Raw genomic sequence first — 15,852 nt, forward strand, 5'->3', positions numbered from 1 at the left:
GAGGGTTCCCTGCTTGTTGCCGTTCAGCCGCGCTGCACCAGCCCTATCCGGCCGGGTTCGCACCACTCGAACATCACCTCCTGACTCTTGCCGCAGCAACCGCCGCCGCACACCTGGCTCTCCCGCTTGGCGACCCGGCCCTTACGCATCCAGACCCCCAGCATGGCCTCGACGGCGTCCTCCGAGGTGTGGAAGTGGCGGGCCAGATCCCGCCGGCTCACCCTGCCTCGCTCGGCCAGATAGGCCCCCAGCTCCCGCAATATCATGGTGCTATCTCCTCTTGATATACCTTCGCCACCGTCACAGGGCCACCACCTTGCGAGCGGCGATGTCGCCACGGCGACGGCCGACCCACCACAGCAGCGCCAGGGAGAGGCCATAGCTCGCCACCCAGAGCAGGCTCTGCTCGGGATGGTCGGCGAAGGTGGCCAGCTGGTAGAAGAGGGTGGCACACAGGAAGGCCATGTAGTTGCACCAGGCGGCGGTCAGCAGGGCCCACTGGCGACCGGTTTCCCGCACCAGGGCGCCCATGGCGGCGGCGCAGGGCATGTAGAGCAGTACGAACAGCAGGTAGGCGAAGGCGCCGGCGGCCCCGTCGAAGTGGCTCTGCATGTTGCCGTAGGTTGACACGTCCACCTCCTGGGCGGCGGCGGCGGCTTGTCTGTCATCCAGCTCGCCGACCTGGATCCCCATGGGATCGGCGGGATCTATGGCGGCCAGATTGGCGGCCACGGCGTCGATGGCCTCATGGAAGCTGGCCACCAGGGAGAAGGTGCCCTCCTCTTCCTCCCCCGCCCCGCCTGCGTAGAGGCTGTTGAGGGTGCCGACCACCGCCTCCTTGGCGAAGATGCCGGTCACGATGCCGACCGTGGCCTGCCAGTTGTCGTCGCGCACCCCGATGGGATGCAGCACAGGGGTCACCGCCTGGCTCAGCTTGCTCAGCACGGAGCTCTCCTGCTCCTGATGGCCGAAGCTGCCGTCGGTGCCGAGGGAATTGAGTACGCTCAGCACGGCCACCACCAGCACTATGGTCTTGCCCGCGCCAAGGACGAAGGACTTGAGCTTCTGCCAGGTCTTGATCCCGACATCGATAGGGCGCGGCCATTCATAGTCCGGCATCTCCATCACCATGGCATCGCTCTTGCCCGGCAGCAGGGTACTGCGCAGCAACAGGCCGGTGAGCACCGCCACCAGGATGCCGATGAGGTAGAGGCCAAACACCAGGTTCTGGCCGGAAGCCGGGAAAAACGCCACTGCAAACAGGGCGTAGACCGGCAGGCGGGCACCGCACGACATGAAGGGGGCCATGGCCGAGGTCATCAGCCGTTCGCGCTCGGAATTGAGGGTACGGGTCGCCATCACAGAGGGCACTGTGCAGCCAAAGCCCATCAGCATGGGCACGAACGCCTTGCCCGGCAGGCCGAGGCGGCGCATCAGGGCATCCACCACGAAGGCGGCGCGGGCCAGATAGCCCGAACTCTCCAGCACGGCGAGGAACAGATAGAGGCAACCTATCACCGGGATGAAGGTGGCCACGGTCTGCAGGCCCACCCCGAAGCCGTCCGCCACAATGGCGCCGAGCCAGTCCGGCGCCTGGATCAGGCCCAGCACATGGTGCACCCCATCGACGAACAGGGCCCCCCCCATGATGTCGAAGAAGTCGATGAAGGCGCTGCCCACATTGATGGCGAACAGGAACATCAGGTACATCACCAGCAGGAAGAAGGGGATGCCAATCCAGCGGTTGAGCAGCGCCCTGTCCAGCCACTCGCTCTGGGCCAGGGTGAGCTTGCCCTTGTGCTGGCGCACCTGGCTCCCCCAGTGATGGATGTAGCCGTAGCGAACATCGGCCAGTTGCAGGTCGACATCCTGGGTCTGATGCGCACGGGCGACCAGGTTGGCGGCCGCCGCCCCTTGACCCGGCAGCAGGGTCTCCTCCATCGCCTCATCCTCTTCCAGCAGGCGCAGGGCCCGGCCGCGGGCGCTGAGGTGATGGGGGGCGAGCAGGGTCTCAAGTTCCGCCAGATCCTGCTCGAGGGGCTGGCCATAATCGAGGCGCAGGGCAGGCTGGTGCTGGCCTGTCAGGGCGGGGATCCGGCGCTTGAAGTCGGCCACCTGCTGGCGATTGTGGGCACAGAGGGCCACCACGGGGCAACCCAGCGCCTCGGCCAGCAGGGCTTCGTCTATCACTTCCCGCCGCTTTTGCAAGATGTCCATCTTGTTAAGCACCACCACCATGGGCAGCCCCAGCTCCCGCAGTTGCAGGGTCAGATAGAGGGATCGCTCCAGGTTGGCGGCGTCGATGACGTTGAGCACCAGATCCGGCTGCTGGCCCAGGGCAAAGCGGCTGGCGATCTGCTCGTCCAGGCTGCCATCCTCACCGGCCAGGCTATAGATACCGGGCAAGTCCATCAGCTTGCACTCATGATCGCCCGCCCGAAACGCGCCCATCTTCTTGTCGACCGTGACCCCGCTCCAGTTGCCCACCTGCTGGCGGGCCCCGGTGAGGGCGTTGAACAGCGAGGTCTTGCCGCTGTTGGGGTTGCCGACGGTAACCAGGGAGTAGTTCATACCGGTTTCACCTCTGTGTGCCCTTGGGCCGGGCGATGGTGTTGTGACAAGGCCTTCATGCCGGCTCCACTTCTATCTGCCGGGCGAGACTCTTTTGCATGGAGAGGCAGATCCCCTGGCACTGGATCTGGAGCGGATCCCCGAGGGGGGCGGCCCGCAGATAGAGGATCTCGGCCTGGGGCAACAGGCCCATCACCATCAGCTTGCGTCGCAGGCTGCGCTCAAGCTGGTTCATGTTTGTGATGCGAGCACTCTGCCCCGGCGACAACTGCGTGAGTACCATGACGGGCTCCTGAGGTTAAACAAGAATAATTCGCTTTTAGTGGGAGGATTATAAGCTGTGCCCCCAACATTAATTTGCGTAAAATCAAACTCCCCTCAGCTAATCCACAAAGAAAGACCATGACTCCAGACAACAACAGCCGCCTGGTTTACAGCACGGATGGCGGCCTCATCAAGGAACAGGCCAGTCCCCAGAGCGCCTCCCCCTTCCCCGCCGACGGTGTGGTGCGCATTCGCCGCGAGACCAAGGGGCGCAAGGGCGCCGGCGTCATCAGCATCCATGGCGTCCCCGCCGATCAGCAGAAGACCATCGCCACCCTGCTCAAGAAAAAATGCGGCACCGGCGGCGGCCTCAAGGAGGGGGTGATCGAAATCCAGGGGGACAAACGGGACCTTATCAAGGCCGAGCTGGAGAAGGCGGGCTTCATCGTCAAGCAGGTCGGCGGCTAGCCAACCCGCCCTTGCGCCTTGAAATGCCAAGGGAAGTTCCCTAGAATGCCCGCTCCCATCGAGGGGGAGTAGTCTCTGACGGGCGCAACAGCCCGCAGACCCTGATCAACATACTTGGTGCCAACTCACCATGGTCAGGGTGATCCGCAAGAGCAATGCCGGATTTGACAAGACCTTTGACGGGCCAGTGCCAATACCGGGGACGGATGGCGCAGGCTTGTCTCTGGTTTATAACAATTCCGTCCCCCGGTAATCTTTATGGAAGCCCTGTTAACCTCCACCCTGAGCGTGGCCATCGCCGAGATCGGCGACAAGACCCAGCTGCTCGCACTCCTGCTTGTCTGCCGTTTTCGCAAACCCTGGCCCATCATCGCCGGCATGCTGGCCGCCACCCTGCTCAACCACGCCGCCGCCGCCTGGATTGGCGAACTGGTCAGCCGCTGGCTCGACCCCAGGCTGATGGCCTATCTGGTGGCGGGTGCCTTCATCGCCATGGCGGTCTGGATCCTGGTGCCGGACAAGCTGGACGACGAGGAGAGTTCGCTGGACAAATACGGCCCCTTCCTCGCCACCTTCGTGCTCTTCTTCATCGCCGAAATGGGTGACAAGACCCAGATAGCGACCGTGCTGCTGGCCGCCAAGTACGACTCCCTCACCCAGGTGATCGCCGGTACCACCCTCGGCATGATGCTGGCCAACGTGCCCGTGGTGCTGCTCGGCAAGCTGGGGGCGGACAAGCTGCCCCTCAAGGGGATCCGCATCGGCTGCGCCATCCTGTTCGCCACCCTGGGCATCAGCACCCTGATCGTCACCCCCTGACCCCATCGCCGCCATGTCTCCTAGGCCCCCTCCCCGCGAGGGGGCCTGCCTTTATCTGACCCAGCCCGGCGCCATGGCCATTGCCTTGTTCACCCTGCGCCATGCCATGGCGCCGCCAAACGGCCCGGTACCGCAGCCAGAGCCCAGTTGCCTTGTTGACCCTGTGCTATGCCATAATGCGGCAAACTGCCCGGAGCCCGCCCATGCACCATCACGCCCGCCGCCCTCTGCTCGACTGGATCAAGCAAGGCCGACTCGCCCCCGACCGGCTCGCCGATGCCCTGCGTCTGGCCGAGCTGCCCCCCGCCCCCGACCGCTGGCGCCAGCTGTTCGATCGCCTGCTGCTGCTGCTCGGCTGCCTCTGCCTCGGGGCCGGCATCATCTTCTTCGTCGCCTTCAACTGGCAGGGGCTGGGGCGCCTGCCGCGCCTTGGCCTGGTCGAGCTGCCCCTGCTGGCCATGCTGCTGGTGCTGTGGCGCGTTCCCCTGAGCGAGGGGGCCCGCCAGGGGCTGCTGCTCTTGTGCGCCCTCAACCTCGGCGCCCTGCTCGCCCTGGTGGGCCAGACCTATCAGACCGGGGCCGATCCCTGGCAGCTGTTCGCGCTCTGGGCCCTGCTGCTGCTGCCCTGGGCCTTCCTGGGTCAGAGCCCCCTGCTCTGGACCCTGAGCTGGCTGCTGGGCCAGCTCGCCCTGGTGCTCTACTGGCGCCTTGGCATGTTCGACCTCTTCTTCTCCTTCGACGAGGAGGGGCTGGCCTGGTGCCTCGCCCTGCTCAACGCCCTGCTCTGGCTGCTGCTGTGGCGCCTGCCGGAACGCTACCGGCTGATGCCCGCCTACCTGCCGGCCCTGGCCGCCGGGCTCGGGGTCACCCTGCTGGTCCTGCTCAGCCTGTTCGATGCCGCCTCCCCCTGGGCCTGGCCCGCTTGGCTGCTCTGGCTCGGCGCCGCCTATGGCTGCTGGCACCACAGCTTCATCACCGGGCTCGCCATGGGGTGTCTGAGCGTCATCGCCGTGCTGCTGGCGGCGCTCGGCAAGTGGATGGAGCCCGACGTGAACGGCTTTCTGCTGCTCTGCATCATCGCCATCGGCCTGTCGGTGGCGGCGAGCCACTGGCTGCAACACCAGCGCCGGGAGGCCCGCCATGACAGCTGATACCCCTCACCACCACGCCGGGAGCCCCCATGTCCTCATCCTCTGATCTCTGGCAAACCCTGCGCTCGGCCTCCCTGGTCGAGGGGGAGATGCCCCAACACCAGGAGCCCCACTGGGCCACCCGTTTCATGCTGGGGGTGGTCGGCTGGCTCGCCGCCCTCTTCCTGCTGTTCTTCCTGTTTCTGAGCTTTGGGGATCTGGCCCGCAGCCCGGACCAGGCCCTGGCCATGGGGGCGGCCCTGCTGGCCGTCGCCCTGGTGCTCAACCGCCGCGCCCGCAGGAGCGATCTGTGGGATCAGTTTGTGCTGGCCCTGACCCTGGCGGCCGACGCCTGGCTCATCGCCGGGCTGGTGGATCGGATGGATCTGCACTCCTTCGCCGCCTGGGCCGGGCTGTGCGCCCTGGCCTTCGCCATCGCCTTCCTGTTCGAGCACTGGCTGATCCGGCTGTTTCATGCCCTGGCCGCCGCCCTGCTGCTGACCCTGGCCCTCGCCTGCCTCGGCTGGCAGGCCCTGGCCATGCCCCTGGTGATGGGGCTGCTCGCTGGCTGCTGGTTCTGGGCCGAGCGCAGAGCGCACCAGCATGATCGCTACGAGGCCATGGCCTTTGGCCTGGCGCTCTCCCTGCTGCTGCTCGGCCACCTGCATCAGCCCCTGCTCGGGGAGGTAAGCCTGCTCGAGGAGCTGGGCCAGCCGCGCCTGCCCCACTGGCTCAACCCCCTGCTGTGCGCGGCCGTGCTGCTGGCCTTGCTGCATCGGCTGCGCCTGCCCTGGCGTCAGGGGATCCTTGCCCTGCCCCTGGTGCTGCTGGCGGCCCTGATCCCCGGCATGGGGGCCGGGGCCCTGGTGCTCCTGCTCGGCTTCTATGCGGGGAGCCTGGGCATGATGGCCCTGGCCGCCCTGCTGCTGCTCGGCTTTGGCTCCCTCTATTACTACGATCTGGCGCTGCCGCTGATGACCAAGTCCTGGTTGCTGCTGGGCTCGGGCGCCCTGTTGCTGTTGATCCGCGCCCTCTTGCTACGCGTACGGAGCGTCTCATGAGAACCCTTGCCATCCTGCTCTGCGGCCTCGCCATCCTGCTGGGGGTCAATGTCGGCGTCTGGCGTGTCGAACAGGCCATCGAGACGGGGGAACCCGTGCTGCTGCGTCTGGCTCCGGTCGATCCCCGCTCCCTGATGCAGGGGGACTATATGCGGCTCAACTATGAACTGGCGCGGCACTGGGCCCAGGCCCATCCCGCCCCTGCCCGGGGGCGGCACACCCTGGTGGTCCGCCTCGACCAGCAGGGGGTGGCCCACTGGCAAGGGGAGCGGGATGACGCCAGGCTGGCGCCGGACGAGCGGCGGCTCATCCTCACCCGGGAAGAGGGGCAGTTGAGGATTGGGCCGGATGCCTACTTCTTCGAGGAGGGTCAGGGAGATCGCTTCAGCGCCGCCACCTATGGCGAGTTTCGCCTGCAACAGGATGGCGACGTGCTGCTGGTGGGGCTGCGGGACGCAGACCTGCGCCCCCTCGGTCCGATCCGGGGTCGCTGGTAGGGCTCGGGCGGATACACGGGGCCTGAGTCACTGGCGAAATCCCGCGCCTTGACAACACTCAAGGCTGACCGCAACGAGAGGAGAAGGCAGATGAGATCATGGATTGTCACCCTGAGCCTGCTGTTGACCATCATCATGCCAGCCGCCCAGGCCAACCCGGCCCTGGCGCAATTGCACTATCTGAGCGAGGAGTATCGCCCCTTCAACTACAGCGATGAGGCGGGCCAGCCCACCGGGCTCGCGGTCGAGCTGCTGCAACAGGTGTGGCAGCAGACCCAGACGCCCCCGCAGCCCGTCAGCATACTGCCCTGGGCCCGGGGCTACTACCTGCTGACCCAAAAGCCCAACGTGGTTCTGTTTGCCACCGCCCGCACCGAGGCGCGGGATCCCCTGTTCAAATGGGCCTGCCCCATCGGCTATGCCGAAATCGTGCTGCTGGGTCTGGCCAGCCGCAAGCTGAGCCTGCGACGGCTGGAAGAGGCCCAGCAATACACCATAGGGGCGGTGCGGGCCGACGTGGGGGAGCAGCTGCTGCTCAATCACGGCTTCGACGAGGGGAAGATCATGACCGCCAACCGCCTCGCCCAGACCCTCAAGATGCTGAGCTCGGGGCGGGTCGATCTGGTCTCCACCAACAAGACCACCTTCATGAGCCTGATTGCCGCACAGCAGCTCGAGCCTGCCGACTACCAGGTGGCCTGGACCCTGAGTTCGGAGCAGTTCTGCTTCGCCTTCAGCCAGGGGGTCGATGACGGCACCGTCAAGGCGTTCCAGGACGGCCTCACCCGGGTGCTGGCCAGCAGCGAATACCAGCAGATCCAGCGCAAGTACCTCCCCGCCCCCTGATCTCCCGGGCAAGGACCGCTACCCGGCCCTTGCCCGCCGCCGCACGCCTCCCCCTGACGAACCCGACGCTCGGCACAGGGGCATGGCAGGGCCTGCCCCCTTCCTCCTGCTCGCGCCAGGGCCATCGAGGTGCGCTGGCGCACGAAATCCACTTTATTTCACGCCCCCGGCCAATCAAGGGATGACGCGGACCGCCATGGGTCCGTAAGATGGCCGAGGGTGCCTGTTGGCCCTCCTGGCAGAGAGTCAGCAGCGCACTGTGGTAGCGACAGCCAGGGGCGGTAGCGTCCCTGGCGGATGCCCCCTCACCCAACACCTGTTTCACCAGGTCAGGATCGAGATGCACAACCTTGTCAAAGCCATGGCGGGCATGGCCCTCTGTGCCCTGCTGAGCGGCGGCGACAAGACCACGGGTCAGGCCTGTCTTGGGGCCAACCATGACACACTGGAGGAGGGTCTGCAGGGTCAGTACAAGGCAGGGGATGCCATTGCCACCAAGCATCCGGCCTACTTCTGCGATGTCAATGACGCCATCGCCGACAACGACTACCACTCGGCGTTCTGCATCTATGCCGGCACCCTCAAGACAGAAAGGGTCAAGGGCAAATCATGAGCGGCGCCGCCGTCTGGCGCGCAAGATCGCTGGTCGCAGCCTGGCTTGCAGCGCCAGGAGCGGCCAGAGAAACGGGCCGACCCGGCTATTTGACCCGCATCAGCCGATGGCTGGCGTCTCCCAACTCCAGCTGGATGACCTGGGAGCGGCCCATGGCCTCGACCCGGGCCAGCATCTCGGCGCTGTAGCCCTTGCGATGCATCCACTGCATGGGCTGCTCGAAGCTGCCTTCGTTGACGATAAAGGTATCCGTGTAGGTGTCGTTCACTATGCTGACCACCCAGATCCGCTGCTGAAACTCGCACAGAGCACCCACCCTGGCCGCGAGCCAGCGCCCTGCCTGCCCTGCTCTGTGTACTATCCGCTTGCTGTGACTGCTGACCAACCGGTTTGCCATGGCGACGCCTGATGTGATGGGGAAAGGCTGGCATCCTAGCATCCCGGGGGATGGGGCACCAAACGGCGGGAGAGTTCCCCTCCCCCTTCGGGCGAGACGTTGGAAGCAATAGGCACGTAGGGTGCAATAAGCGCAGCGCATTGCACCACGGCAACCATTCCCCCTCCCCTTGCGGGAGAAAGGCAGGGTGCCAATAAGCGTGTAGGGTCGATTAGCGAAGCGTAATCGTCCGCGGTAACAGTGCCCTCTCCCCTTGCGGGAGAGGCGTAGGGTGCAATAAGCGCAGCGCATTGCACCAAGGTAACCATTCCCTCTCCCCTTGTGGGAGAGGGTTAGGGTGAGGGGTCGGTAACGTCATTGCCTCGCGAATGCCGCCCCACGCCTCAATGGCACGGCTTCGCCGCGCAGGACACGAGGACTCCGTCCTCGACGGGGTTTCGCCGCCGCTGCGCGGCTTGGCGAGTGACTTTTCTTTGCGTGGCCAAAGAAAAGTCACCAAAAGAAAGGCCACCCCCACTTGTTCGCCCTCCTGCGTCGGGTGCCCTCTGCTCACCCGTTTGTCCTACGGCACGCGCCGATGGGCCATCCTTGGCCCAGCGGCGCTCGCTCGGCGTCCTGCCTCGCGGCCTGGACAAACGGGCTCACCTCGGCGAACAACAGGGGGCATAGCCCGGCCCGCAGCACCGAGGCCAGTTTGGTGTTTGCGGGGTAACGATCGGGGGGGTTGTTATCTCTGATCCAGCCCCTCCCCCACCCCATCGCGAGAGCAAATTGTCGCACCTATGCAACAGTTACCATCAACACGGTTGCATTGATGAAAAAATCATGGCGGTACAGCAGCAAGTAGCATACATCTCTATCCAGAAACGGCTTTATATTGAAGGCCCGATAGTGAATATTTCACTGTAATAAAATCTTATTTCTCGAATGTCCGATTACGCTTCGCTAATCGAACCTACAGCACTAATCAAGCATATATATTTTGGACATGAGTTTTAACATTGGAGGTATTGTGATAACGGATGATAAAGAATGGGGATGCAAACATAATAGGCTTCCAACAAGTGGAAATATAAAATCATGTTTAATAACTGTAAACGACCTAAGATGCATAGCCCAAAAACTAACTGAATCTGTTCTAGATACTTCATGGATGCTTTCCATGGACAAGGGAACAAAACGTTCTTATAGCTATACAGCTAATGATACTGCAGAAGCACTTGTCGCTATATTTAAAAAATTTCAAGACAGCAATGAAATTGGTTCTGAATTTGGTGAGGTAATGATCTCGATAGGTTCATCACGGGCCTTAGAGATAGTGTTTGAACACAAAGCATTACCTATAGCTGAAATTTGGAAGCCACAGAGAAAACAAAATGAAGGTTTCGACTTTCATACAGAATGTCCAGAAAACCTTATTAATTTTGGAGAGGCAAAATATTCTGGCTCAATCAACTCCCATATAAAAGCGATTCCACAAATAGAACGCTTTATAAATGAAGAGAAACATTTCAGAGATAGAGTTCACCTAAAAAATCTAGCAAGTGCTGAATCAATAAATAATTTGGATGATGATAACTTTGGTGTAATTGCTGCATTCTCGATAAATTCTGACAACCATGAATCTATAATGGACAATGCTCTTAATAGTATCTGTAACTCAAGTTTAGCCAAAGGTGCCACTGCAATATATTTAGTAGGTGTGATATGTTCAGCATAAAAAATATTAAAGAGTCAAGCAGTCCAGAAGATGACCTGCTTAAATTGATTGGGAAATTACACTCTGATGGCCCCATAGATAACAACATAATAGAAAACATAACTTACTATAAAATTTTCCACCCAGATACATTCACATTTTACGAAGAGAAAATAATTTCTACCCTAGGCCTATTTTATAAAAACACAGAGCCAAAAAACTTATACTCCTTCATCCTATCTAGCATTGGACATAACCACAAAAAAAGATTTGGTGAATACCTTACTCCCGTTCAAGCTAGTGTTAGAACAGCAGTAGAAAGAAAACAGTTTGTGTCTATATCTGCACCAACAAGTGCAGGAAAATCATTTTCTGTTCGAGATTATATTTTTGATCTTCAAGGTGACTGTGTCATTATCGTTCCATCTCGTGCATTAATTGCAGAATATATAAAAACAATGCGAGATAAGTTTAAAGATGATAAGAGTGTTATGATTTCATCTTTTGTTGATTATGTATTTACAAAAAGACAGCTAAGGCGAATATTCATTTTAACTCCTGAAAGAGCTAGGGAATTATTTACATCAAATATGAACCTAAATATATCCTTATTCTTTTTTGATGAAGCTCAAGTTTCAGAAGAAAAAGAACGGGGAGTTATATTTGATGTATTAGTGAGACGGATACAAAAGCATTATCCAGAGGCAAAATTAATTTTTGCACATCCATTTGTTGATAATCCAGAAGCTCAATTCAAAAAACACTCTATAAATGAAATAAGTTCATACTCAAGATCTTACCCTCACAACACCGTAGGGAAAATATTTGTTTTTGGCCATAAAAACCGCAAAGACTATTATTTTTCACCTTACATAGAAAAAGGTCATCGTCTAAATAATTGCATTGAGTTGGATAGTGATTTTGAAAGATTTGCATTTGATGGTAAAAAATCAGTTCTAGTCTTTGTATCGAAAGCATCTCTTTATCGTGGAGACTTCCTTGATAGCTTTAAGAAATTTGTTGACCACTACGATAAAATAACAAATAAAAGAGCGTTGGAAATAATTAAGGAGGTAGAAAATGTTCTGGGAGCAAATGACAACAATCATAAATCCAAGCTGGTTGAATTATTAAGGATTGGGGTTGTTATTCATCATGGTTCAGTTCCACTGAATGTAAGATTCTTGATTGAAGATTTCATTAGGGAAGGATTTGCTAAAATTTGTTTCGCGACTAGTACCTTAGCTCAAGGTATAAACATGCCATTTGATATTGTCTGGTTAGATAATATGAGGATGCAAGGTGAATCTGAAGAAGACAAATCTTTAGCATTCAAGAACCTAATTGGCAGAAGTGGCAGACTTTCAAAAAAACCTACTTTTGACTTTGGCTTTGTTTATACAAACAATGCCAAACTCTTATCTTCTAGAGTTAACAGCTCTTACCATCTATCAGAAACCTCTCTATTGGAATCAGATGCTGACGAATTTACAGATGAAAAAGAGCTGGTCTCATCAATAATCGACGGAACTTTCAATGAAGATATTAATCTACCTCAAACAAAGATAGAGCGACTATCTAATGAACATACTTTCAATATAATCAAACAAATTCTCGATTTAATTTATGGTGATGAGTTTGGTAAAAAAATATTTGGTCATGATAACAAAGAAAACCGAGACATCGTCAGAAAAAACCTACTCCTCATATATGAAGCCTCACTAGGGAGAGAATTATTTGACGGTGAGCTCAATGTATTTAACACAGCCATAGTGATTTTCTTTAACGTGATTAGAGGCCGGCCTTTCAAGGAAATAGTTGGGCTCCGGTATAACGATATATCTAACCGCGATGGTGATAGGAATGCATTTGCAAAATTTACACAGCCAGCGAATAAGTTACCAGACAGCACCTTAACAAAGGCATATTCATTGTTTCAAAACGGTACCAAGGCAAAAGATGTAAGCTATGATGCGATAGTTTTCGATACTTACGACTATCTCGATACGGTCATTGCATTCTCTCTATCGGATGTACTAATAGGTGCATTTTATATTTATCATAGTGCAACAAAAGATAGTAACGCATTGAAAATGATTGAGTTATTAAAGTATGGAACAAATAATACTACTCACACACTATTAATAAGATATGGGTTTCCACCAGATGATCTAAAAGAAATATCAGAGTATATCGATAAAATTTCTGAAGAAAATATATTGTTTAAGCCAGATGTGATTTTTAGTTCGCCACATATACAAGAATTAGTTGAGTGGTATTTACCTTAGCCATCTAAATAGCATACTTAAATCCTAATTACTACCCCCTTAAAATCCCACATTTATCTCAATAAAAAAACCGCAGCCTCGGCTGCGGTTTTTTTATTCCTGATTTCTATTTCCCCAACCCCTTGCACTGCTTTCCCCCTGCGGCGGGATAGGCGGCGCGCAGGCTGCCGGATTGGCAGAAAACGCAATTGCCGCCGGCGTCGATATCGGTGATGCGGGGGCCTTGCGCCTCCTTCACCAGATAGGTGCTGATAAAACGGTAGGTGCCACTGACGGCCTCGACCAAAACTGCGGCCGGAATCATCGGGACAAGAGCCGACATGAACCAACAACTTACCCTCATGGTTTCACCTCCTTCTGATGTCTTAGCCGCCAGCTACCCGAAGAGGTGTAGAGGCAATGACACAGCAGTCTGTGCAAACCGATCACTTCGTGCAAGCCTCTCAGGTAATCCTCGTTTGGAGATACATTGCAGTCTGTACTAGAATGCCGCCCTTCGATACCAAGCGCTTCAAGTGAAACCTGATTGGTCTCTGCATCATCGATATCCATGGTGGGCAGATGAACAATGCCAGACCTGAAGCAATCGGCTTTTCACCAAGAGACAAGGGAGTGGTTATGCGTGTGTTGGCTTGGGTGGTCTTGTGTCTGTCTCTCAGTGGATGTGCAACGATCACATCGAGAATGGGTGAAGATTCAACCTGGGGTCACCCCTACTCCAGTGTTCAGACTGCAGCAGATAATGGCGCCGAGTGCATAGTAGTGTCCGTACTTGGGGCTCCACCCCTGCTGCTCTTTGCCATCCCGATCACACTGGTGGATATGGGCAGCGCCTTGGTCGTCGACACCGTCATGCTGCCTATCGATCTGGCGATGACCCCCGATGATCCCGATCTTAAGACCCCTCGTTCCCTTGTGTGCCACTACGACTACAAAATCTGAGTCTGGGTGACCTATGACTGTGATGGCACACTCGCATTGCCTTGTAGTACAAGGGGTTGATGATCTAGTGATGAGGATCCCCCATTGAAACACCTTTATGCCCTGCTGCTGCTGACAACGACGATCACCCAGGCCAGCGAGGATTGCCGCGATCCTGTGACCCAGTCAGCCATGAACATCTGTGCGTTTCAGGATTACCAGCAGGCCGATGCCGCGCTCAATGCTGCCTACAAAAAGCGGGTTGCCACCCTGGACAAGGCGCAACTGGAGAGGCTGAGAACCGCGCAGCGCGCCTGGATCACCTTTCGCGATGCCCAATGCCGTTACGAGGCCGGCGTCTATGAAGGGGGCTCCATGGCGCCCCTGGTACACAGCAGTTGCCTCACCCTGTTGACCGAGCAGCGCACCAAAGATCTGATCGCACCGCTGGATCAGCCATAAGCAAGAGGCGCCAACCAGGTCAGGTACGAACCGGAGGGCAAGCAACAGACGGGCCGACACTCCGCTGGGAAATGACGTTAGCCCCCCTCACCCTGGCCCTCTCCCGCAAGGGGCGAGGGGATCAGAGCGCAGGCCACCGGGGCTAAAGCAGAGCCCGAGGCTAAGAGGCGTCGAAGGAAAAGGCACAAACAAAAACCGCAGCCCAAAGGCTGCGGTTTTTTTTATTGGCTCAACCGGTTGGCGCGAGCAGCGCCACCGGCCTTAGGCACGGCGCCAACTGGTCTTGCCGGCGCTGTCTTCCAGCACTATGCCCATCTCGGTGAGACGGTTGCGGGCGGCATCCGCCGCGGCCCAGTTCTTGTCGGCACGGGCCTGGTTGCGCTGGGCGATCAGTTGCTCGATTTCGGCCACTTCGTCGTCCGCTTCATTGCCCTTCAAGAAAGCATCCGGATCCTGTTGCAGGATACCGAGCACGGCGCCGAGTTCGCGCAGGCGGGCACCCAGGCCAGCGGCGACAGAGATGTCTTCGGCCTTCTGGCGGTTGATCTCGCGCACCAGATCGAACAGGGCGGAGTAGGCTTCCGGGGTGTTGAAGTCGTCGTCCATGGCATCCTTGAAGCGAGCCACCTGCTCCTCGCCACCGGCGGCGGCCGCCACCGGCAGATCGCGCAATGCGGTGTACATGCGCTCCAGGGCGGCGCGGGCCTGCTTCAAGTTGTCTTCCGAGTAGTTGAGCTGGCTGCGGTAGTGGCCGGACATCAAGAAGTAGCGCACGGTTTCGGCGTCGTAATGGGCCAAGACGTCGCGGATGGTGAAGAAGTTGCCGAGGGATTTGGACATTTTCTCTTTATCCACCATCACCATGCCGCTGTGCATCCAGGTGTTGACGTAGTCGCCACCGTGGGCGCAGCAGGACTGGGCTATTTCGTTCTCGTGGTGGGGGAACTGCAGATCCGAGCCGCCGCCGTGGATGTCGAAGTGGTTGCCAAGGTGCTTGGCGTTCATGGCGGAGCACTCGATGTGCCAGCCGGGGCGACCCGGGCCCCAGGGGCTGTCCCAGGTCGGCTCGCCGGGCTTGGACATCTTCCACAGCACGAAGTCCAGAGGGTTGCGCTTGGCATCCACCACCCCGACCCGGGCGCCGGCTTGCAGCTGCTCCAGATCCTGGCCCGAGAGCCTGCCGTAGTCGGCGTAGGAGTCGACGATGAACATGACGTCGCCGTTGTCCGCCACGTAGGCGTGATCCCGGGCGATCAGCTCCTCCACCATCTCGATGATTTCATGGATGTGCTGGGTGGCGCGGGGCTCTACATCCGGGCGTACCATGCCGAGGGCGTCGAAGTCCTGGTGCATGTCGCCGATCAGGCGCTCGGTCAGATCGTCGCAAGTCACGTGAGTTTCGGCGGCGCGCTTGATGATCTTGTCATCCACGTCGGTGACGTTGCGCACATAGTTGAGCTCATAGCCGCTGTAGCGCAGGTAACGGGCCACCACGTCGAAGGCGACGAAGGTGCGGCCGTGGCCGATGTGACAGTGATCATAGATGGTGACGCCACACACATACATGCCCACCTTGCCCGGGTGGATGGGTTTGAATTCTTCTTTTTGACGAGTGAGTGTGTTGTATATCTTCAGCATCGATGAACCACTGCCTGTGAGTGAAATGGCCTGACATTCTAACCGCATCCCCGCCAGAAAACGAGCCGGTTAAGCCCCTCGCCCGGCCCCTGTCATCAGGTGGGGGTCAGGTTCGCGGTTTGCCTCCTGCGGCGGCGCTGCGCCGCGTTTATCGCACCGATTGGCAAGCTGCCCTGAC

The 15,852-nt window shown here is 58.0% G+C and carries 17 protein-coding genes; 11 read left to right on the forward strand and 6 right to left on the reverse strand.

From position 1 onward, the window contains the following. Nucleotides 1-23: 23 nt before the first annotated feature. Genes ACEUCR_RS03390 through ACEUCR_RS03400 form a run of 3 tightly spaced genes read right to left on the reverse strand, consistent with a single transcriptional unit; the run spans nucleotide 24 to nucleotide 2,854 of the window. Entirely contained in the window at nucleotides 24-266 is a 243-nt protein-coding gene (locus ACEUCR_RS03390) for a FeoC-like transcriptional regulator (RefSeq protein ID WP_041994605.1), read from the reverse strand. A gap of 34 nt (nucleotides 267-300) precedes the next feature. After that, nucleotides 301-2,571, reverse strand: coding sequence for a Fe(2+) transporter permease subunit FeoB (gene feoB / locus ACEUCR_RS03395; protein WP_408788032.1), 2,271 nt, complete (start codon nucleotides 2,569-2,571; stop codon nucleotides 301-303). 55 nt (nucleotides 2,572-2,626) lie between these two features. Further along, entirely contained in the window at nucleotides 2,627-2,854 is a 228-nt protein-coding gene (locus ACEUCR_RS03400) for a FeoA family protein (RefSeq protein WP_041994599.1), read from the reverse strand. Between the two features lie 119 nt (nucleotides 2,855-2,973). Between ACEUCR_RS03400 and ACEUCR_RS03405 the strand changes: the two genes are divergently transcribed. The 7 genes from ACEUCR_RS03405 (at nucleotide 2,974) to ACEUCR_RS03435 (ending at nucleotide 8,269) form a co-directional block, all read left to right on the forward strand. Further along, the gene (locus tag ACEUCR_RS03405) at nucleotides 2,974-3,303 is read left to right on the forward strand and encodes a translation initiation factor (RefSeq protein WP_408788034.1); all 330 of its coding nucleotides are present in this window, start codon (nucleotides 2,974-2,976) and stop codon (nucleotides 3,301-3,303) included. A gap of 258 nt (nucleotides 3,304-3,561) precedes the next feature. Beyond that, nucleotides 3,562-4,122, forward strand: coding sequence for a TMEM165/GDT1 family protein (locus ACEUCR_RS03410; RefSeq protein WP_408788036.1), 561 nt, complete (start codon nucleotides 3,562-3,564; stop codon nucleotides 4,120-4,122). A 203-nt stretch (nucleotides 4,123-4,325) separates the two neighbouring features. Beyond that, nucleotides 4,326-5,273, forward strand: a complete 948-nt coding sequence (locus ACEUCR_RS03415) for a DUF2157 domain-containing protein (RefSeq protein ID WP_392442390.1) — start codon at nucleotides 4,326-4,328, stop codon at nucleotides 5,271-5,273. 29 nt (nucleotides 5,274-5,302) lie between these two features. Continuing rightward, nucleotides 5,303-6,313 (forward strand): DUF4401 domain-containing protein, encoded by a 1,011-nt coding sequence (locus ACEUCR_RS03420; protein WP_408746243.1) that lies wholly within the window; start codon nucleotides 5,303-5,305, stop codon nucleotides 6,311-6,313. Beyond that, the gene (locus tag ACEUCR_RS03425; RefSeq protein WP_392442388.1) at nucleotides 6,310-6,810 is read left to right on the forward strand and encodes a GDYXXLXY domain-containing protein; all 501 of its coding nucleotides are present in this window, start codon (nucleotides 6,310-6,312) and stop codon (nucleotides 6,808-6,810) included. The genes ACEUCR_RS03420 and ACEUCR_RS03425 overlap by 4 nt, the downstream gene beginning before the upstream one ends. Nucleotides 6,811-6,900: 90 nt before the next feature. Beyond that, a complete protein-coding gene (locus tag ACEUCR_RS03430; RefSeq protein WP_408788038.1) occupies nucleotides 6,901-7,656 on the forward strand; it encodes a substrate-binding periplasmic protein in 756 nt (251 codons plus the stop codon). Nucleotides 7,657-7,996: 340 nt separating this feature from the next. Next, nucleotides 7,997-8,269, forward strand: coding sequence for a hypothetical protein (locus ACEUCR_RS03435; protein WP_408788041.1), 273 nt, complete (start codon nucleotides 7,997-7,999; stop codon nucleotides 8,267-8,269). Nucleotides 8,270-8,354: 85 nt separating this feature from the next. Here the strand turns inward: ACEUCR_RS03435 and ACEUCR_RS03440 are convergent, their stop codons facing one another. Next, on the reverse strand, nucleotides 8,355-8,666 hold the full coding sequence (locus ACEUCR_RS03440; protein ID WP_041994578.1) for a hypothetical protein: 312 nt from the start codon (nucleotides 8,664-8,666) through the stop codon (nucleotides 8,355-8,357). Between the two features lie 1,162 nt (nucleotides 8,667-9,828). Here ACEUCR_RS03440 and ACEUCR_RS03445 point away from each other — a divergent pair. Both ACEUCR_RS03445 and ACEUCR_RS03450 read left to right on the forward strand, forming a co-directional pair. Then, nucleotides 9,829-10,386: a hypothetical protein gene (locus tag ACEUCR_RS03445; protein ID WP_197069445.1), complete on the forward strand. Its 558-nt coding sequence runs from the start codon at nucleotides 9,829-9,831 to the stop codon at nucleotides 10,384-10,386. Next, on the forward strand, nucleotides 10,374-12,653 hold the full coding sequence (locus tag ACEUCR_RS03450; protein WP_408788045.1) for a DEAD/DEAH box helicase: 2,280 nt from the start codon (nucleotides 10,374-10,376) through the stop codon (nucleotides 12,651-12,653). The genes ACEUCR_RS03445 and ACEUCR_RS03450 overlap by 13 nt, the downstream gene beginning before the upstream one ends. A 106-nt stretch (nucleotides 12,654-12,759) precedes the next feature. On the opposite strand, the gene ACEUCR_RS03455 is transcribed toward ACEUCR_RS03450, so the two are convergent. Further along, complete coding sequence (locus tag ACEUCR_RS03455; RefSeq protein ID WP_408788047.1) at nucleotides 12,760-12,975, reverse strand: hypothetical protein; 216 nt, start codon at nucleotides 12,973-12,975, stop codon at nucleotides 12,760-12,762. A gap of 239 nt (nucleotides 12,976-13,214) precedes the next feature. On the opposite strand from ACEUCR_RS03455, the gene ACEUCR_RS03460 reads away from it, so the two are divergent. Both ACEUCR_RS03460 and ACEUCR_RS03465 read left to right on the forward strand, forming a co-directional pair. Next, nucleotides 13,215-13,595, forward strand: coding sequence for a YceK/YidQ family lipoprotein (locus ACEUCR_RS03460; protein WP_408788050.1), 381 nt, complete (start codon nucleotides 13,215-13,217; stop codon nucleotides 13,593-13,595). Between the two features lie 84 nt (nucleotides 13,596-13,679). Continuing rightward, complete coding sequence (locus ACEUCR_RS03465; RefSeq protein ID WP_392442376.1) at nucleotides 13,680-14,036, forward strand: lysozyme inhibitor LprI family protein; 357 nt, start codon at nucleotides 13,680-13,682, stop codon at nucleotides 14,034-14,036. Between the two features lie 261 nt (nucleotides 14,037-14,297). Here the strand turns inward: ACEUCR_RS03465 and cysS are convergent, their stop codons facing one another. Continuing rightward, nucleotides 14,298-15,674 carry a cysteine--tRNA ligase gene (gene cysS / locus ACEUCR_RS03470; protein ID WP_408788052.1) on the reverse strand — a complete coding sequence of 459 codons (1,377 nt, stop codon included), beginning with the start codon at nucleotides 15,672-15,674 and terminating at the stop codon, nucleotides 14,298-14,300. Between the last annotated feature and the right edge of the window lie 178 nt (nucleotides 15,675-15,852).

Origin of the sequence: Aeromonas bivalvium, assembly GCF_046078285.1 — a bacterium.
GTDB lineage: Bacteria > Pseudomonadota > Gammaproteobacteria > Enterobacterales > Aeromonadaceae > Aeromonas > Aeromonas bivalvium.

Excerpts from the sequence above, each read along its gene's own strand:
- ACEUCR_RS03390 (WP_041994605.1), bottom strand. The coding sequence starts at position 266 with ATGATATTGCGGGAGCTGGGGGCCTATCTGGCCGAGCGAGGCAGGGTG.
- feoB (WP_408788032.1), bottom strand. The coding sequence starts at position 2,571 with ATGAACTACTCCCTGGTTACCGTCGGCAACCCCAACAGCGGCAAGACC.
- ACEUCR_RS03400 (WP_041994599.1), bottom strand. The coding sequence starts at position 2,854 with ATGGTACTCACGCAGTTGTCGCCGGGGCAGAGTGCTCGCATCACAAAC.
- ACEUCR_RS03405 (WP_408788034.1), top strand. The coding sequence starts at position 2,974 with ATGACTCCAGACAACAACAGCCGCCTGGTTTACAGCACGGATGGCGGC.
- ACEUCR_RS03410 (WP_408788036.1), top strand. The coding sequence starts at position 3,562 with ATGGAAGCCCTGTTAACCTCCACCCTGAGCGTGGCCATCGCCGAGATC.
- ACEUCR_RS03415 (WP_392442390.1), top strand. The coding sequence starts at position 4,326 with ATGCACCATCACGCCCGCCGCCCTCTGCTCGACTGGATCAAGCAAGGC.
- ACEUCR_RS03420 (WP_408746243.1), top strand. The coding sequence starts at position 5,303 with ATGTCCTCATCCTCTGATCTCTGGCAAACCCTGCGCTCGGCCTCCCTG.
- ACEUCR_RS03425 (WP_392442388.1), top strand. The coding sequence starts at position 6,310 with ATGAGAACCCTTGCCATCCTGCTCTGCGGCCTCGCCATCCTGCTGGGG.
- ACEUCR_RS03430 (WP_408788038.1), top strand. The coding sequence starts at position 6,901 with ATGAGATCATGGATTGTCACCCTGAGCCTGCTGTTGACCATCATCATG.
- ACEUCR_RS03435 (WP_408788041.1), top strand. The coding sequence starts at position 7,997 with ATGCACAACCTTGTCAAAGCCATGGCGGGCATGGCCCTCTGTGCCCTG.
- ACEUCR_RS03440 (WP_041994578.1), bottom strand. The coding sequence starts at position 8,666 with ATGGCAAACCGGTTGGTCAGCAGTCACAGCAAGCGGATAGTACACAGA.
- ACEUCR_RS03445 (WP_197069445.1), top strand. The coding sequence starts at position 9,829 with ATGGACAAGGGAACAAAACGTTCTTATAGCTATACAGCTAATGATACT.
- ACEUCR_RS03450 (WP_408788045.1), top strand. The coding sequence starts at position 10,374 with ATGTTCAGCATAAAAAATATTAAAGAGTCAAGCAGTCCAGAAGATGAC.
- ACEUCR_RS03455 (WP_408788047.1), bottom strand. The coding sequence starts at position 12,975 with ATGTCGGCTCTTGTCCCGATGATTCCGGCCGCAGTTTTGGTCGAGGCC.
- ACEUCR_RS03460 (WP_408788050.1), top strand. The coding sequence starts at position 13,215 with ATGAACAATGCCAGACCTGAAGCAATCGGCTTTTCACCAAGAGACAAG.
- cysS (WP_408788052.1), bottom strand. The coding sequence starts at position 15,674 with ATGCTGAAGATATACAACACACTCACTCGTCAAAAAGAAGAATTCAAA.